This window comes from Flavobacterium sp. SLB02 (genome assembly GCF_009664855.1).
Taxonomy (GTDB): Bacteria; Bacteroidota; Bacteroidia; order Flavobacteriales; family Flavobacteriaceae; genus Flavobacterium.
In genome coordinates this window covers 3,965,054-3,982,928 of sequence record NZ_CP045928.1, presented here as the reverse complement: position 1 = coordinate 3,982,928, position 17,875 = coordinate 3,965,054, and the positions used below count along the sequence as shown (strand labels likewise).

The 17,875-nt window shown below is 33.4% G+C and carries 7 protein-coding genes; all 7 read right to left on the bottom strand.

Annotated features, from left to right (window positions below):
* Positions 1–4 precede the first annotated feature (4 nt).
* The 7 genes from GIY83_RS14595 to GIY83_RS14565 all read right to left on the bottom strand — a co-directional run bounded on the left by GIY83_RS14595 (position 5) and on the right by GIY83_RS14565 (position 16,927).
* The gene (locus GIY83_RS14595; RefSeq protein WP_194616290.1) at positions 5–721 is read right to left on the bottom strand and encodes a hypothetical protein; all 717 of its coding nucleotides are present in this window, start codon (positions 719–721) and stop codon (positions 5–7) included.
* A gap of 7 nt (positions 722–728) precedes the next feature.
* Entirely contained in the window at positions 729–2,942 is a 2,214-nt protein-coding gene (locus tag GIY83_RS14590) for a PKD domain-containing protein (RefSeq protein ID WP_208682094.1), read from the bottom strand.
* 100 nt (positions 2,943–3,042) lie between these two features.
* A complete protein-coding gene (locus GIY83_RS14585; RefSeq protein WP_208682091.1) occupies positions 3,043–6,054 on the bottom strand; it encodes a hypothetical protein in 3,012 nt (1,003 codons plus the stop codon).
* Between the two features lie 118 nt (positions 6,055–6,172).
* Positions 6,173–10,150, bottom strand: a complete 3,978-nt coding sequence (locus tag GIY83_RS14580) for an Ig-like domain-containing protein (protein WP_208682089.1) — start codon at positions 10,148–10,150, stop codon at positions 6,173–6,175.
* Between the two features lie 6 nt (positions 10,151–10,156).
* The gene (locus GIY83_RS14575) at positions 10,157–15,844 is read right to left on the bottom strand and encodes a hypothetical protein (RefSeq protein ID WP_208682087.1); all 5,688 of its coding nucleotides are present in this window, start codon (positions 15,842–15,844) and stop codon (positions 10,157–10,159) included.
* Positions 15,841–16,440: a hypothetical protein gene (locus GIY83_RS14570; RefSeq protein ID WP_208682084.1), complete on the bottom strand. Its 600-nt coding sequence runs from the start codon at positions 16,438–16,440 to the stop codon at positions 15,841–15,843. Before GIY83_RS14570 ends, GIY83_RS14575 begins: the two co-directional genes overlap by 4 nt.
* Entirely contained in the window at positions 16,427–16,927 is a 501-nt protein-coding gene (locus GIY83_RS14565; protein ID WP_208682082.1) for an OmpH family outer membrane protein, read from the bottom strand. Before GIY83_RS14565 ends, GIY83_RS14570 begins: the two co-directional genes overlap by 14 nt.
* Positions 16,928–17,875 lie beyond the last annotated feature (948 nt).

The window sequence follows — 17,875 nt, the reverse complement described above, 5'->3', positions numbered from 1 at the left end:
TATCTTAATTATTATTGGCAACATTTCTTTGGTCTATTATCTCATACTTTTTTAATTGTTGAGATAAAACAATTTTTCCTCCAGAGGAATTAAAATAGGTTTCACTTTTAAATAATGAAACATTTACCGGATTCCTGTTAAAACTGCTATTAGTTATTTCCAGCCTGGGATAATGCACATCTGCTTTGCGATAATCCTTAGAAAAATCAGATGGCGTATTATAATAAAAAACCTGTTTTTGTATAAAATAAGTTTTGGATACACTAACAACAATCTTTGAATACGGTATACCTGTAAATGATTTTGTAGTTAATGTAATTTCCCAATGTGTTTTAAGATCAATACATTTTTCAATTTTGCATATCTCAAGCAATGGCTTTATGTCAAAACCTCCCTTATAATCGGGAATCGGTTTATTGATTTCAATCATTTTTTCAGGATGACTGATTTTTAAATTGACTTTTTTAGTATTCAAAATCTCGGTGTTACCAATTTTGGTGTACATTTCATTTTGTGCGTTTTTATAAAACACGCCACTATAGCTTTCCTCTACTTTTTTTGAATCAAAATCCTTAAAGAGAACGTAATTCATTTTATATTGAAGAGGTTTTGCTGCTGCATAATGTTCTCCTACTTTTTTGAATATTTCTTTAGCATCTTGTGAATATCCCAAAGTGCAATAAAGCAGACCCAAAACACTTATTATTTTTTTTAAGAACATTTTTTAATTATTGTGGGTTGATAAAATTTCCAGAACGCGTTTCCTGAATAGTTTTGATTCCTTGACTTGTTTCTTTTTTGACACGAACCAATCCTCCTTCATTGTCATACTCATAGAAAGTACTGTAGTTATTCTCATCTAACTCAGACATTAATTTGAAAGTTTCTGAATCATAGACAAATGTCTTAAGACTTCCTTCCATGGGATGAATTCTTAAATCATCAAAATAAACCGGTATACCTGTGTTATTATTAATTAAGACTACTCCCGCAGTAATCGTATTTTCAGGTACAGTAAACTTTCCTGAAATCCTCTGCCAGCCATCAATAATAGCCCCTGATGGCTTTAGGGTAACGGTATTAATCACTTGAGATGGTGCTGCAGGATCGCTTGGATCGGGATCGACTGCCTCTGCATCATCATAAAACACAATATTTATTTCGGTATTTTCATAATTTTTAACCTGAATATTTGTTTCTTCCTTTACCCATGCACTTAATAAATATTCTCCATTAGCTTTTGGCTGAAATGAGAAACAATTGCTACAATAATCTTTTACAGATAATTTTCCACAGCCAACTCCAGCTTTTATAATATTATCTGAAAAATAATACGGTTCATCGTTTAGCATTGTAAAGTCATTGTGTGCAAAATAAGAGGCACTATCAAAACCATTAATTCTCTCTAATGGAAAAGCATTGTCTTGATAATCAAACAAATACTGCAATGACTTACCTAAATACAATGAGCTGGTTGAATCGTAACTCCCTTTTCGAAGTGATGGCACAAAATTAGGATCTTGGTTGCGTGGCGTACCTGGATCTGCAAGAACATTATCTACATAAAAACCATTATTGATACCTACAACATATAAGTGAGGCTTATCTTCACTTTTATCAGGCGAATTTTGATAATTATCAAATTTTTGCATAGTTGTTTTTAATGCCTCCGGATTTGTTGTCTGACATCCGTCTGTAATTAAAAACACTAATTTTGGTTTTAGATTAAAATTTGATGTAGTTACTAAGTCAAGACCACTTTTCCAGTAATCAGATCCTTCGCTTATCCCATTACCAGGTGTTCCATATCTTCTGCCATAATTTTCAATCCAATTGTAAACAACTCCATCCTTTAAAAGATCTCCCTTAGAAACAGCACGTTCAAGAATATGATCATTACGTAAATTGCCGTCAGTATCAGAAAGACCAATTAAAGAGATCCACATTTTATTACCAGTTTCATTAACTACTGCCTGCTCATATATAAAAGATTTTAATTGTGCTCTAATTCTCTTTGCCTCCGTTTCATCTATAGATCCAGATTCATCAACCACAATCGCAATATGGTTTTTACAATTTTCTCCTCCACCATCATCTTCTTCACACAAACCAACAGTTATCTTTTCCTGAAATACGGTCTCACATTTGCCTTCTCCGGTTGCCACTAATTTTATAACAAAATCTCCGGGAAGAGTTGGTGTATAAGTATACAAGCCTGTTTTATTTATTACCTCATTGACCAAAACTCCTGCAGTATTTGTGGCTGTCCAGGTATATTTTAAATTAGTTGATGTGGTTTCGAAAGCAAAATTTATTGGTTTTCTAACACAAAGTCCAGAATCTTTAACTTCAATATTCTTTGTAGAATATGATATACAGCCACTTGCATCTTTAACTTCAAGAGTAATTCTATAAATACCTGGAAGGGTGTATTTTTGATAAGCAATTGCCGTAGTCGCAGAATCTTTTACCGTTACATTGTCCAGATCATAAAAAACCCATTCATAGGTTGCACCAGGAGAAGCAGGCTCAATAGAAAATTTAGTATTAACACCACTATTAACTATCTGATTTTCTTCCATAACGGCACTTAATGCTTTAGCAGAAACTTTAGCATTAATTAATATATTCGAACCATTATTTGCCGAGATTAAGCTGCTTTTTGATGTTTCACTATTTTTCAACTTTAACTGCTCTTGTAAAGCTTTCTCTTTTTCAAGAACTTCTAAAAATCTTTTAGTTTCTTTTTCTCTTAATTGATTAATATAAAATTCAATAATATCATCACCAACTCCGTTAGCTCTGTACTGCGCTGTTAGTGTCGGAACGTCTATACCTAGATAGTTATCTGGAATATCTTGCGAATACATTGAAGTAATGGAACATACTACCAGACATAAAGTAAGGAGCCAGTATTTTCTTATTGTAAAAGCTTGTAGCATAATTAATTCTCTTTATGAGTAGTTATTTTTTTTTACATTCACAGGTTTGTCCTGTTCTTTTTTATATCGCAACCAAAATAATATTATGGTAGTCCCTAGATCAATCTCCTATTTTAATTTCACTATTAATTGGAGAACAAAATCTTGAAGGACAAAAATCTATATGTCTAACTTGTGTCTTACTATTACAATCTGCTGTTATACCCCCGTTGTTGTCAAGTGTTTTTCTACAAGTTGTCAAATATTGTTCTGAAGAAATATATAAAGTAGTATCAATTTTCAGGTAAGAAGGATCAATAAATCCTACTTCTGGATTATAAATCAGTCCATTTTCTTCAACAAACGAAACATCATTTTGACTATCAGCTGTAAAAGAGAATTTCACACTAGTTATCTTGTTTTGAGCATTTTTGGTTGAAACAAAATTATAGATCTTATTACCCCCTCCGCTACTTATATATGGTCTTAGAACAAGCAATTCTGCTGGAGCGCTTCCATTAATTTGAGCATCACTTTCACCATTTATTTTTCTGGTAAGTATATTTTTCATTAGATTCTCAAAAAGCGTTTTCATTTCTGCTGCGTGTGGATTCGTCAAAGTACATGAATTACAACCCACACCTGTATTGTTATTTTCCAATGTTAACTTATTAGAATTTGCCGAAAGTATATTACAGCCACCTACTCTAAAAGAGAAACTATTAAATGCTTTTCCTTCTGTGCCGGTAACTCTTCCCTTAAAAATTACATCTACATAGTCTCCTGGAAGTAAGGTTAGATTATTTAAAAATGTGGCTCTAAACCAATTAGAATTGTCACAAGAAGAAGTCCAATTTGGTAAATTACCTGATGATTTAGGAGGACAAAACATATCCCTATCCATACTCACATCATTATTAGCATATGTAAAATTTGCAGAAAGTGCTGTAGCTGAATTTAAAAAAGCTTTAGGAAGATCACAATTATAATTTATATTAAGAGTACTATTTCTTGGATTAGACCCAAACTCAAAAAAATCGCCAATCTGTGGTCTTAAGTTAATTAATTCAGAAAGAACTACAGGTGTGGAACCAGCATTAGAAAACTGCATTTTAAAATCCACGACCTCTCCATTTTTTACATTAATGCCAGTATCATTCCATTCATTTGCTAATCCACACTTTACAAACATTTTACTCTTCACATAAGTGAATGAAGATATTGTGATAATATTATCCTGAGGCTGGCCGTAAGTTCTTGATCCATAAACCCTTGTGACAATTGGTATTTGAGCATCTGCAATTACATTATTTTTAACTCTAACATTAAATTCAATAAATAAATATTTTTTTGAACAAGGAAAGTTAAATCCTGACATTGTAACTGTTCCAGGTTCTCCATATACAGGAGTTGATACATTAACCGTTCCTAATTCTGGTATGTAAAAACTAGGATTTCCTTCTAATCGTTTAAATTGATCAGATTCATAATTATTATAATTATCGTAAATGTATCTAAATCCTCCTTCGTAGACTAATCTATTATCTAACTTTATAGTAACTGAGTTATTAGTATCTCCTGTTCCATTATTATTGATTCTTTGTCTATATATCATTAACTCGCCCGGAACAGCTGATGCATTGAAATTGTTTTCATAATTTTGAGTTGCTTTTCTAACCTGGTTATAAATTGATAGGTTTGGATTACAAGAATCGACTGTCCTACTAGTATTACCTTCGAAAATTGTCTTTCCAGATGAACTGAAATTTAACTTAAATGTTAAGTTCCATGGTGCTGGCTGAATAGCTAATTCATCATATTTTAAATTTAACCAAAATGATGTCTGTGGTGCAGAAATCGTACATGAAGTTTTAAACTCTACTTTTCGTGTTAGAGAACCAGGAAAAGGTGTCGACTGTTTATTACCTGCTGCATCAATATAATTAACTTCATATAGAGTTCCACAAGCTGTTTGATATCGACTAGCACTTGAAACTTTTACTCCAATTGGAATATCAATAACAAATACTCTATTATCATAAGCCGGATGAAAAGGAGGCATATTGAAATAGATCAGAAATATTGGATCATTTTGCGGACAAGATGGGCAAGGAAGATTACCAGTACTTGAGATAGTAATAGCTTCTAATTGACCTTCTCCCCCTGTTTCACCAGTAGCACAATTTACATTTGAACAAGTTGCCGGATTTACTGAAGTTTGTAAATATGAACTGCTTTTTGCTGTTTCTGTATATTGTAATTGACAATCTTTCTTCTTTCCTGTCACATAAGCCGTAATCACTTTTTGTCCACTGACACAATCATTTTCTCCATCAAGACAAGGATAAGTTATAAAAAAATCATAAACAACATTAGATGTTGCAGGAGACAATACAATATCAGGAGTATCAAAAAGTATTTTTTGTATATTCCCCGCTGTTGATATACTTACATTATCTACTGGTATATAAGTATTATTTTTGTACACTCCTAAGACAGTTGCACATTTATCTAATTCTATATTTACTTTTGCATTATTAATATTAAACCCTTTATTTCCATCATTATAAACTTGAACTTGATAACGAAGTACTTGTCTAGGACATACTGGCTGGCTTACGCTTGTTAATAGACTAAGACTTACTCTAACTGGATTTGCAGTGCGTGCAGTAACTTCAATACTGCCTTTTTGCTCTGAAACAACAGTACATCCAATATTAGTAGTAGTTGCTACAATTTCCTGCGTAACATCATCACAAATACCCGGCTTAAATTGCATAGCAATATCCATTGTTAAACTTTCTCCTTGTTTACCATCATTTACAAATCCAGAAATTGTTAAAACAGTTTTACCATTATTTACTGCTTCAGTTATAACAATTCCAGGTGGAAGATTAAAATTGGAACCTGGAGTATAGGTTAAATCTCCTATTTCTAATGTTATAATTTTAGCTGTACATGCGGCTGCTACTTCACTAGTGGAGTTTATTCGAACTCTAAAAGGTCTTCCATTTTCCTTAATTGGCGATGGCTCCAAAGGAGAAAAACTAATAAAAGTCTGCCCAATAGAATAATTAGATAACAATAATATCCCGATAATAAGAAACCAATGCTTTTTAAAACAATTTGTCATATTTTCTAATATGTTAATTTTATATTTTTTGCTTACTTTATTTCACAATAGAGCAAGATAAGTTATAAGTAGTTTTACCACTACTACAATTTCAGCCAGTAATAATTCGTCTTTTAGACTAATTCAAAATTTTTATTTTACCTATAATCGGATCGCAGGTTTGAGTTACAATAACATCTCTGTAAAATGTAGTTTCAAAACCATTTTGATCTTTAATTATAAGAATTAAACGGTAGTTACCCGCAATAGGAAATCTTTGCAATGCAATAGGATCTGTGATAGTTTCCTTTAATGTAACATTATCCAATTCGTTGAAAATCCACTTATAGGTTAGGTTATTTACCAATGCTGATGGTACATTAATTTTCTCAGAAACAGCCAATTGAGAAGATATCTTTCTTGCTGTAAAACTAGTTGTTAACGGTTCAAATGAAAAGCTGATAGTATCTAACGTAGTTGGTTTTTCTATTGAGGCAATAATTTTCCCTTGTAATGGTATATAGCTTAAAATTGTAATCTCTTTATTGGCCCTAACAGTAACTCCGTAAGCATCAACAAAAGTGTAAACAACTTCTACAGTTCCTGCCTGAGTTCCCTCTACTACTCCATCATTAGTAATTGTTGCCGCGCCTGAACCGTTTTTTATACTCCAAACTCCTCCTGCTGTTTCATTTTGGAATGGCAATGATTTTTGTGAAACTGAAATTGTATCTGGACCTGTAATAGCTGGTAAAACAGTAGCCGCTTTTATAGTAATTTCTTTGCTGGCCCTAACAGTAACTCCGTAAGCATCAACAAAAGTGTAAACAACTTCTACAGTTCCTGCCTGAGTTCCCTCTACTACTCCATCATTAGTAATTGTTGCCGCGCCTGAACCGTTTGTTATACTCCAAACTCCTCCTGCTGTTTCATTTTGGAATGGCAATGATTTTTGTGAAACTGAAATTGTATCTGGACCTGTAATAGCTGGTAAAACAGTAGCCGCTTTTATAGTAATTTCTTTGCTGGTTGTAACAGTAACTTCGTAAGGATCTACAAAAGTGTAAACAACTTCTACAGTTCCTGCCTGAGTTCCCTCTACTACTCCATCATTAGTAATTGTTGCCGCGCCTGAACCGTTTGTTATACTCCAAACTCCTCCTGCTGTTTCATTTTGGAATGGCAATGATTTTTGTGAAACTGAAATTGTATCTGGACCTGTAATAGCTGGTAAAACAGTAGCCGCTTTTATAGTAATTTCTTTGCTGGTTGTAACAGTAACTCCGTAAGGATCTACAAAAGTGTAAACAACTTCTACAGTCCCTGCCTGAGTACCCTGTACAATTCCTCCTTGTGTTATTGTTGCTGCGCCTGAACCCTTTGTTATACTCCAAACTCCTCCTGCTGTTTCATTTTGGAATGGCAATGATTTTTGTGAAACTGAAATTGTATCTGGACCTGTAATAGCTGGTAAAACAGTAGCCGCTTTTATAGTAATTTCTTTGCTGGTTGTAACAGTAACTCCGTAAGGATCTACAAAAGTGTAAACAACTTCTACAGTCCCTGCCTGAGTACCCTGTACAATTCCGCCTTGTGTTATTGTTGCTGCGCCTGAACCCTTTGTTATACTCCAAACTCCTCCTGCTGTTTCATTTTGGAATGGCAATGATTTTTGTGAAACTGAAATTGTATCTGGACCTGTGATAACTGGTAAAACAGTAGCTGCTTTTATAGTAATTTCTTTGCTGGTTGTAACAGTAACTCCGTAAGGATCTACAAAAGTGTAAACAACTTCTACAGTCCCTGCCTGAGTACCCTGTACAATTCCGCCTTGTGTTATTGTTGCTGCGCCTGAACCCTTTGTTATACTCCAAACTCCTCCTGCTGTTTCATTTTGGAATGGCAATGATTTTTGTGAAACTGAAATTGTATCTGGACCTGTAATAACTGGTAAAACAGTAGCTGCTTTTACAGTAATTTCGTGCGAAACCATTTCACTTTTACAATAGCCATTCTTTACTGTATAATCAATTTTTACTGTTCCAATTCCAGTTCCTGTTACAAGTCCAGAAGCAGTTATTGTTGCACTTCCTGTTCCATTTGTAATAGACCAAACTCCTCCAGATGTATTGTTATAAAATTGAGTTGTAGATCCTATACTAATTATACTTGATCCGCCAGTTATTGCACTTACTATTGGATTTGCATTAATTGTTATTGCAGAAGTAGGCGCTGAGACACAACCTGTCGTACTTGTAAAGATAAAAGTTGCAGTTCCTGAAGAAATACCAGTTACAATACCTTGATTGCTAACTGTAGCTACTGCCGCATTATTGCTGGCCCAGGTTCCGCCTGTTGTAGGTGATAAAGTTGTGGTACCATTTATACAAATAGAATTCGCACCTGTTATACTTACTGCAGTGTTTGCACTAACTGTTACAACAGGACTTGCTAATGAGTTACAACTCCCTGTTTTTGTAAAAGTAAACTTTGCAGTTCCTGAAGAAATACCTTTTACAACACCTGAATTAGTTACTGTTGCAACCGCTTTATTACTGCTGGTCCAGATTCCGCCTGTTGTAGGTGATAATGTGGTTGTTGCGTTGACACATATTGAATTAGGTCCTGTTATACTTGCAACCGGGCAATCATTAACTGTTATTGGAGAAGTTGCCGGTGAAGCACAACCACCTGTCTTAGTATATACAAATGTCGCTTTTCCTTGGGAAACTGCTTTCACTATTCCCTCATTACTTACTGTTGCAACTGCTGTATTGTTGCTGCTCCAAGTTCCTCCTGTAGTAGGAGATAATGTTGTGGTTCCATTTATACAAATAACTGTTGAACCTGTTATACGAGCTGGTGTGATTGAACTTACCGTTATCGCTTGTGTTGCTATTGAAGAACAACTACCCGTTTTAGTATAAGTAAAACTTACTAATCCTGGCGAAATACCAGTTACAATACCTGAATTACTTACTGTGGCAACTGCTCTATTACTACTGCTCCATGTACCTCCTGTTTTTGGAGATAATGTTGTGGTTCCGCTTACACATATTAAACTTGGTCCGGTAATACTTGCAACCGGGCAATCATTAACTGTTATTGCAGAAGTTGGCCATGAAGCACAACCATCTGTTTTGGTAAATATAAATGTTACTTTTCCCGCAGCTTTACCCTGAACTATACCTGCATTATTTACCGTTGCTATACTTGTATTAGTACTGCTCCATATTCCGCCAGAAGTTGGAGATAGTGTTGTTGTTCCATTAATACAAATAACGTTTGCACCTGTTATACTAACTGCTGTATTTGGATTTACTTTAACTGCTGGTGTTGGCAATGATGCGCACCCACCTGTTTTTGTAAAGGTAAAAGTTGCTGATCCTGAAGAAATTCCTTTTACAATTCCTGCATTACTTACTGTTGCTACAGTATTATTGCTACTAGACCATGTACCTCCTGAATTAGGTGATAATGTAGTGGTTTCATTTATACATATAATACTTTGTCCTACTACTTCTGCTTTTGCTGTAGCATTTACTACTATTGGAGAGGTTGCCTCTGATGAACAGCCTCCTAATCTGGTAAAAGTAAAAGTCGCTGAACCTGCTGAAATTCCTTTAACGACACCTAAATTATTAACTGTAGCCACTGCTGGGTTATTACTGCTCCAGGTTCCCCCAATTATTGGAAACAAAGTAGTAATACCATTTATACAAATTGAAGTTGGTCCCGTTACACTTGCAGATGGCACCGAATTCACCACTATCGTTCTATAGCTACCACCTTTACAATTTGAATCGTCAGAGTCATATTTTAGAATAAAAATACCTGCTCTTAAAGCTCTAACCAATCCGTTGTTACTTACAGTTGCAACTAATTTATTCGAAACTGACCAATTTCCTGAATGTCCTGCATGATTGGATAGATTTGACACACTAAATTGTGTTTGTGAACCTGCGCATATATTATCATCTCCTCCAATAATAGCTCCTACGGGATTTCTTTTTCCCAAATTGCTACCATAACTATTTTTTTCATTATTTTGAGAAAACAAAACCGTTACTGAAAACAAACATAACAGTATATAGATTGACTTATGAAATACTTTCATTTTATATTAGTTTGTTTTTAAGTTAACTGTAGATGCTTTTGGTTTACAAGGCACAATTTGTTTTTTAACTACTGCTTTTTTGTTTGCTTCTATTTTCAAACTTTTTCTACCTGTGTGCGATTGTTTTGTTGAAACACTCACCTCATTAAGTTTTAGCTGATCTTGAAAATCGAAATGAGAAGCTGCACCACAATTGGATAAATCATAATCCTCAAATCCATCAGAGGCTAATTCACTATATTTAGTGTTAGAAGCTACAGCGACAGGAAAACGATTATTATATCCGTATAAAGCAGATGAATAACGATATAAAGCATCCCTATTTTCAACTTCTTGTCCATAAGGACTATACTGTGTAACCTCAGAGGCAAAAGTCCATTTTTTAAATTCCTCTCCCGTTGTAATATTCCACTTATCGGAGAAAACATAAAAAGGAGAAAAATCAGTAAAATAGCCCGTTTTACGTGGAGTTGGATCAATTGTGTAATTTCTACCTGTTAGATATGCGTAAGACTTATTTGCTCTCCAATTACCCAATACATTATAAAGATACGGATTATAGGAGCGCTTAGCAACAGCATCTAAATCTTCACTAATTGACTGGGTTTCATATCCAAATGCTAATTCCCCATTTACAAAAGTCATTTTTGGTAAATTACATTCACATTGCGAGGGCCATTGATTGTTATATTCTATTGCAGATGCATTAACGATACGGTCATTGGCTGTCTGTGATGAAAATGGAGCCTTACCGATATCTCCCTTTATTCCCGTTATTTTATTATTACCATCATAATTATATAAAGGATTTCTCATAGAAGTTATACTAGCCATAGATGCCATCTGCATATTACGGTGTCCAGAACGAATAATTTTTATTTTTCCTGCATTTACCGTACTGCCTTTAATAAGGAGTCCTTTACTATCTAATAACTGAAAGCTAGAAGCATTAACTTCTACCACCCAGCCTTTAAGAGCATTTATTTTATCTTCTCCATCCAGTCCCGGAGTTGTTCCGCTTAACCAAACTTCATCTCCATCAATTAAATAATCAGACTCTTTATGATCTCCTTCAAATTGATATTGATCATTTCCTGTTTTTAAAACCTTCCATTCTAATCCGGCATTCTTAGCTGCTTGGCTCATTCCATCGTAGCTCCAGTAAGCAGGAAAATTAAAATTAAAATATTTATCATTATACTCATTTACCGTTTCTGTTAGCAAAACATCTCCGGTATCTGCATCCCAAGCAAGGTTTTTAGTTGATACTATTGATCCTAAATCATACGCTACTTTTTCTGCCAGTATGGCCGAAGTATGAACGACTTTTGTCGTTACTGCCGTTCTCATCAAGGTTTCATGTTTAGAACGTGAAGGCACTATTGTCGGTATTACGACCACAACTATTGTAAAGGGTAATGTTGCCACATTCACAGCGACACCATTTGTTGAAGTAACGCTTTTATTTTCTCTAAAATCGTTAATTACATCATAATCAACTCCTACAAGTTTACGTCCTATCACTCCTTTAGAATCTACTGTTTTTACAGTATTATTTAATAATCCATAATTTTTAGTTTCAGGATTTGCACCGGTAGTACTATAATTGTAATCTACTCCTGATATTGCTTTCTTTTGCCCTTCTCCATATACGCGCTGGTTTTTCATCTTACCGTCCATATCATTGGTATGAATAGAATAACCCTGAGATAGTGTGATATAATCCTTAACATTCAAATTAATCAAGTTGGCAAGAACTCCAGAAGATTTATGACCTCCTGATAATACGGTTCTGTCTACTATGGTTGGAAAATCATTAGAAGTATAAAATTCTGTGACAACTTTACCTGTAGCATGTTTCTTTACAACTGATCCATACGATGGATCTTTAGTATTTTCTCTGGCTAAATTACTTACTTCTACCCTGCTGTATGTAACCTTTGGAGAAGGAAAAAATGACTCCCCAAAAGGTTCCTCGACATAATTATCAGTATCTGGACCTAACAATAATTCTGGGTTATTTTTATCATAAAAAGGTTTTACAAATGGATTTTCCTTAGATCCTAAAGGCTCATAAGTAGCTACTCCTGATGATTTATCTAATGGATTACCATCCTTATCCACAGCATTATATGAATACTCCTGCCCGTAAAACTGCTTGTATGTATCAGATCCCGGATGCCCGGTCATCACATCCCATTGGTCATAAATCATTATTTTTTTTACTCTGCTTCCGCCACCTAATTTCTTGTTGTCAGGATGGCTTAACCTTACCCATGATTTACCTGTAATAAAATTACTTGCAATTCCGTTTTCTTGTAATTGCTTATTTGGACTTGTAAAAATCTTAAGCAAAGCAGGAAGCCAGCCTACTAATTCTGTAACCAGACCTTTTAGATTACTAGTATCTTCTTCATTATCCATGCTATATACTAACCTATTCAGGTTTTTTCTACCAAATCCCCACCCTGTTTTGGATATTGGATTTACTTCTTTCTTTCCGTTTAATCCATCTTCTTTTCTAACCTTTTCAAGCGGAATAGCTACATATTGCTTTCCGTTAAATTCATTAAAGGCATAATCATCTATCTTTTTACTCAGCCTCATATAACCGGTAACGTAGTCATATTTATCGGTTTCACTAATCCCAGGCTTTGGATCTGGATTCACCATATTAAGTAAAAACCTAAAATACAAAGGATTATCTTCATCACCAATAGTTTTAAGGTACTTACTAAAGAAAGTTGAAGCTATATCAGAATTTCCATTTGAAGCATTTTCAACAATTTTGTGATCTAATTCAACATAAATATAATCTCCCAAATCTTTTTTATCAGGAATGTTAGAATCATTAATGTTTGCTGCTGTAAAATCAGTTTTGCTGCCACTACCCACAACTTTAAACATCTGCATTACATCTTTGTTTTGTACTTTACTGTAGTCGTCAGATTCATAGTTCAATTCCATAATACCACCAGATGGTAAATGAATCGATTTTAAGAGCCAGACCGATGCATTATTATTCGTAGTGACTTTTTCTTTTTGATCGACAAAAGGATATTCTGCATTTGATAAAGCATCCATTGTACCGACCCCTGTTTTCTCGTTGATTTTTTTATAATTTCCCCAAACATCATAAGCTTTCATGTCATAATTAGGATTGTTATTTTCATCATTTGATAAATTATAACCTGGCTTAGAAGCGTCAAATTCAGAAGCATAATTAAAAACATATGGAGTATATTCTCCCATTTTAGATTTTTTGTAGGTAAAATAAACTTTATCCAAGGTTAATTTTCCTTGCTGTCCTTTAAATTCTGCTTTGCCTTTATTTTTATTATTATCAATTCCTTGACAAAGGCTATAACTATATTTAAAATGTGCTTCTTTAATAGGAGTTGCACTATCTCCTTTTGCTAAGTATTCTGGTTTTGAGTACAATGAAATCTTGTCCAGTTTATATACTGGAGTTGTTTCATCTATTCCTCCGTTTTCGTCTTTAACTCCGTAACCATCATTTCTTGCAGAAAGATGAAATATTGCAATATGTGTTTTAGTTACTATTTTCTTGATATACAATAGCTCTTTCTCACCGTATAAATAATTGGCTTTATTATCTTTTTTGCTTGAACGCAATCCTTCATCAAAATTGGCCAGATTCTTTTCAAAGGGAATTCTCCATCTGTAGTTATGTTCTCTATCGACAGATTTATTTTCATATTCAAAATTAGTGTAGGTACCTAAATCGTCATCTGAAGGTCCATTTGCACTAATATCCTGATAATCTGACGACAAAACAGATGTTAATAAATATGTATGCGCATATGCCGGGGTAGTTACTCTGTTAAAGTATTGATCTCCCCCTTTGCTATTTCTGGCAGAATTGTCTACACCCGGACTATATTCAATTAAACCTCTCTTGGCTTTAACCTCTCTGTATTGATCTTTATCACTAACATCAAAAGTTACTTCTTTTTTAAGACTATTGTAAGCTGCAAGTCCATAAACATAACGATCTCCTCCTTCTTTGGTAATTTTAATCTCTGCAGTGTGATTGTCTTTTGCAAACTCACTAAACTGTTTTGAAAATCCAAAGTTTTCAGCTTCAGCTTTAGTTAACTTATCAATAGATTGGTTTCTCGCCAGCCTTGTTTTTCTGGCCACCTGATTTGTATTTGCAATAGTTCCTTTATTTGTAGAGTAATTTAGATTTGTTTTTTTATCAAATCCATTTCCTTCAATTCCCAGCAAAATCGGGTCGTAACTACCTAATTGCTTTTCAAATAAATCTAATTCTTTATCGGTATGAAAACCTCCAATATTTTTAAAAAACACCTTTTCATAACCTGGCGTATTATTCTTTTTTTCTTTAAATCTTCCTAATGCCGGATTCGAGTTTGACCATAACGCGCTGTAGCTATCACCTATGGTAACTGACACATCAACACCAAAGTGAACACCTCCACCACCACCAAATTCTAAACCTAATGATCCACCGGCACTATCGTCGTTTGTTTCATTATCATAAACATATCCAACCTGCGATTTATAAGGACGATACATTCCTGAAATACCCTGTCCCTGAATACTATATATATCGTAAGTATTATTTGTAATGGGAAGCGAAGTTGTATTTTTACTAAATGTTCTGTCTTTTTCTCTGTTAAAATCCAAAACTGCAGATCTGGGAGCACTATAAGTGTTTTCAAAACCATAGGCTTTTTCTACTTTATACTTCTCAGAATTCTTTATTCCTTGAGAAGTTCTATATCCTGAAAATTTAAATCCTGGCTCTATACTCCAGACTTCCCCTTCGATATTGGTACTAAACATAAAGTTCGAAGAAACCATACCTATACGCTTTGTTGGTGTAAACGAGGCATTATTAAATGACACCGAACCAGATACTCCATTACTTGAATTAGTCTGAACTTTTGTTTTATCCTCTTTACTTTTATCCTGATTCGATTTTGTAGTAAATGTAGCTCCCAAGGTCATACTTTCAACACCTCTTCTATTATTATAACTAACTCCCGCATTAACTCCCGGAGTACCATTATCTGTCTCTGTTCCAATTCTTTGAGAAAGAGAGATATTCGGAGACACAGTTACACCCTCAGATGCAGAAGATGAAATATTTGTGCCAACACTAAGATTTTGGCTTATTTGATAAGAGAATCCACCATTTACGGCTACCCCAAATCCGTCATAATTATTATATTTAATGCCTATCCCTGCATTTATTTTTGCTTCTTTCAAACCAACAGCAGCAAGAAAGACATTAGCACTCGAGCCCACTGTAACATTAGGCTTCATGCTATTTTCATAAATCATTTCATCTCCGTTAAAGTCATCCGGCAGACCTCTTAGCTGTCTGGAAATCTGACCTACGTTTAGATCCCATCCAAGCCCTACCCACGAAGCTTCCTGATCCATACCTACTCCAGAGTTATAGGCCAGATTTAAAGGATAACCTCCAACATCCATAATTGGAATATTATAATTAAAATCTCCACTTGAAAGGTCAACCATATCTGATGTTCCTATTGGGGTAAAGGATTCAAACTCTGGTTGTGATGGTCCTCCTGTCAATGCATAAATCTGCATAGGCTGAAACGTTTCTAAAAGAATCATCATAGCTAAATAAATAGCAATCGTTTTTTTAAACTTACTTCTTTTCACTTGTTGAATCATAATGCTAATGGGGTAAAAGGATCTTTGAACTTAAATTTTAATGTCCCTTTTCTAAAAAGGTGATCATCGTAAATCAATTGTATTTTATCGTTAGGATCAATTCCTGAGAAAAATAAGAGTACTTTTTGTAATGGAGCAACTTTATAGCTACGCTCATAGTTAGCACCGGAACATCGTATGGTATCTCTTTTTGAAGTCACTACATAAAAATCTTTATCAAGACCAAATGACATATATTTAACTGCATCGGTATAATTGAGTCCGGTAAATTCTTGATCAAGTAAATCTTCTTCTTCATCGTGCTGAAATGTAAATTCTATAACACGTTCTGTTTTGTTCTCTTCGTAAAGAGAGTCGATATGATGTAGATTTTCTATGCCCTGAGACTTTAATAAAAAGTATTGAACAGGAACTTCTATAGCTGTAAAACCAATATCATCAACAACTTGCGTATAAGATCTGGATTTCCATCCAATTTTTTCAAGATTAAAATAACGGTCTCTAATCTCAGAATCCTGATTATTGTTTTCATCTTTTTTACAGGAAACAAGAAGTAAAATAAAAAATGTAAAAACCAAACGCCTATATACCTTCATACTTTTTATTTAAGTAAGTAATAAGATCGTTTGTAACGTCAATTTCTTCATCTGCAAACAAAATCGTTTGTTTATTGTCAGAACCTATAATTAATTGATAATTTCTATCTTTCGAGAATTCTGCAGAATAGCTCTTTATTCTTGCCCATATTTTAGTGCTTTGTTCAGCGGCAAAGAATTGATTGAAGTGTTCTAATTCTTCTTTGTACTGAACAAATTGCTGCATTGTTATTTTTTTTTCAGAAATAGATAATCCCGGATATTGAAGTTTGCTATATAAAGAATCAACTTTTGATTTTTTTAAGTTAAATTCTTTTTCGCCGGAATTTTTCAACTCTTTTGTCATACTAAAATCGTTAAAGAGTTTAACGTTGTCTACATACACAGTTTTGTTTTTTTGTGTATAAGTATAAGTTAAATAAAAAATGACAATAGCTATTAACAGTACATTACATACTAATAATGCTTTGGTGGTATTTTTAATCACAGAATAAATTTGTTAAATTTGGGATGAATGCAAAATTTTTTATTAATCGATAAAATCTGTTATTTTATTTATAAATGTATTTTCACTGTATGTTAAAACGTAATTCTTTTCTAAAAACCTAAATCAAAAACGCTTGTTTTACTTTAATCTCAAACAAAATTATACCTTTTCCTTTTCCAATAAGGTGGCGAGTTGCGAGTTATGTCAACTTGAATTCTTTTTGTTTATTAATCATAAACTTGTTATTAATTTGTTAACGGGAGCAAATCTATATTTTAATTATTGAATTTAATTACGGCTTTCCTCATTCAAGGCTATTTCTTATTTAAAAAAAAATATAAACCACTAAAAAACAGATACTTAAAATTAAAAAAAAATATTTTTTTTTAACGTATTACTTGAATTTAAAAGAAAAATTGTCAAATTTAAAACACTTTGACAACTAAATAAGGGAGTAATTTATATATAAAAACCTCTAAAAAAATGAAAGTATTTCAACAAAAAAAGAGTAAAATTCTTAAAATGAAATTAGAGTCAAAACGTTAATAATTTCGAAACAACAAATCAAATGAGTTGTTTTATTGATTACAAAAAATGAGTTATAATAACGCACCACTATTTTTATAAAAAGGCTATTACCGAAATATTAAAATAAGACTACCTTCTTTAAAGCAGTTTTTACATCATTCTTTATTTTGCAAAAATATCAATTCTTCACATTCCCTTATTTCATATTAAATAAAAGCGATTAAAACAAAAAAGTATCCTAACAGATATAATTTTGGTATTCCTTTTTTTATTTATTGACTCTGTAATTACCTACTTCTATTTTAAATTCTAATATAATTCATATAAATAGCCAAAATGCTGCAAAAAAAAATAAAAATGCATTATTTAAAAACATAAAAAACTGAAATACAATACATTAACACAAAAAAACAATACCAA